Source organism: Pseudomonas sp. DE0010, assembly GCF_007680745.1.
In the GTDB taxonomy this organism is placed as follows: Bacteria; Pseudomonadota; Gammaproteobacteria; order Pseudomonadales; family Pseudomonadaceae; genus Aquipseudomonas; species Aquipseudomonas parafulva_B.
On sequence record NZ_VEJQ01000186.1, the window covers coordinates 1 to 284 of the forward strand.

The following is a 284-nucleotide window of genomic DNA, read 5'->3' on the forward strand; positions in this document are numbered from 1 at the left end:
GGGTATAGATATCCGTCGTTGGACTTGGACTTTAGCGTAGGGCCTATAGCCGCAATCTTAACGCTCTGCAGTGATTCGAAATCTGTAATCAGATTGTCTATCATGCTTTTGCAAATCTTACTATCTTGGTCAAAAAATATAAGAGCGTCGAATTTCTCTTGGGCGGCTATTCCTATTGCCTGGTTTTGTGCATGAGCCAAGCCGAGATTTCTATCATTTACTATTCTAGGGAGAGCTGATTTTTTTATTTCCTCTATGTTCCTGCTGTTGTTGTGTATTATTAT

Annotated in this window: 1 protein-coding gene; it reads right to left on the reverse strand. The window is 39.8% G+C overall.

Features of this window, described 5'->3' with window-relative positions; genetic code table 11:
* The coding region (locus tag FS767_RS23100) for a hypothetical protein (RefSeq protein ID WP_256674311.1) at positions 1-284 on the reverse strand (284 nt) is incomplete at both ends.